Genomic DNA, 1,183 nt, shown 5'->3' on the forward strand with positions numbered 1-1,183 from the left:
CTAGTGTGCCTTAACAAAAGTTCATCGACCTAATTAAAATTCAAGAGTAGAATAATTGCAAAAGGCATCGATGGAGCTACTGCAATGGGTCGACCCGTTATTCCTTTGATCATTACAGACCAAGAACGCGATGAGCTTAATTCGTGGGTTCGCCGCCGGCAGATGCCAGCAGCCGAGCAGCAACGAGCACGAATGATCCTGTTGAGCACTGAGGGCCTGCCTGGACGAGTGATTGCTGAGCGAGTGGGTGTAACGGCAGAAACCGTCAGTAAGTGGCGTAAGCGGTTTGACCAGTTCCGTGTGGCGGGACTGACAGACGCCCCGAGGAGTGGTCGGCCCCGCAGTATTGATGACGAGAAGGTAACAGATGTTATCAACAAAACGCTTCAATCCAAGCCCAAGGATGCGACCCACTGGTCTACCACTTTGATGGCCAAGGAAACCGGGCTCAATGCCATGGCAATCAGCCGAATCTGGCGGGCATTTGGGTTAAAGCCTCATCGTCTGGAGACCTTTAAGCTCTCAACCGACCCCCACTTTGTGGCCAAGGTCCATGACATTGTCGGGTTGTATATGAATCCGCCTGACCGGGCTCTGGTCCTGTGTGTGGATGAGAAAAGCCAGATACAGGCGCTGAACCGCACTCAGCCGGCGCTTCCGCTGTCGTTCGGCTACTCCGAAACCCGAACGCACGACTACGTTCGTCATGGTACAACAACTCTGTTTGCGGCCTTGGACGTTGCCACTGGCGAGGTTATCGGGCGCCTGCACAGGCGACACCGTGCCAAAGAGTTTCTGGCGTTTTTAAAGGAAATTGACCGGGAGGTTCCGGAGGATCTGGATATCCACCTGGTTATGGACAACTACGGGACTCACAAGACCGAAAAGGTACGAGCCTGGTTCGCCGCAAGGCCCCGCTATCACGTGCATTTCACGCCAACATCAGCATCGTGGGTCAACTTGGTGGAACGATTTTTCGGCCTGATCTCAGAACGTTGGATCAAGCGCAACTCGCACCGCAGCACTCGCGAACTGGAGGCTTCCATCAAAGACTATTTGGCACGATACAACGACGATCCCAAACCTTTTGTCTGGCGCAAAACGGCGGATCAAATTATTGAATCAATTGCTCGTCTATCCGATAAGCTTAATAATAAGACGAACTTTTGTTAAGGCACACTAG

1 protein-coding gene is annotated in these 1,183 nt (G+C 52.5%); it reads left to right on the forward strand.

Translation table 11 applies throughout. From position 1 onward, the window contains the following. Positions 1 to 84: 84 nt before the first annotated feature. A complete protein-coding gene (locus MLC59_RS19730) occupies positions 85 to 1,173 on the forward strand; it encodes an IS630 family transposase (RefSeq protein ID WP_248237303.1) in 1,089 nt (362 codons plus the stop codon). Positions 1,174 to 1,183: the final 10 nt, after the last annotated feature.

This window comes from Marinobacter bryozoorum (assembly GCF_023156245.1).
Taxonomy (GTDB): domain Bacteria; phylum Pseudomonadota; class Gammaproteobacteria; order Pseudomonadales; family Oleiphilaceae; genus Marinobacter; species Marinobacter bryozoorum.

Excerpts from the sequence above, each read along its gene's own strand:
- MLC59_RS19730 (WP_248237303.1), top strand. The coding sequence starts at position 85 with ATGGGTCGACCCGTTATTCCTTTGATCATTACAGACCAAGAACGCGAT.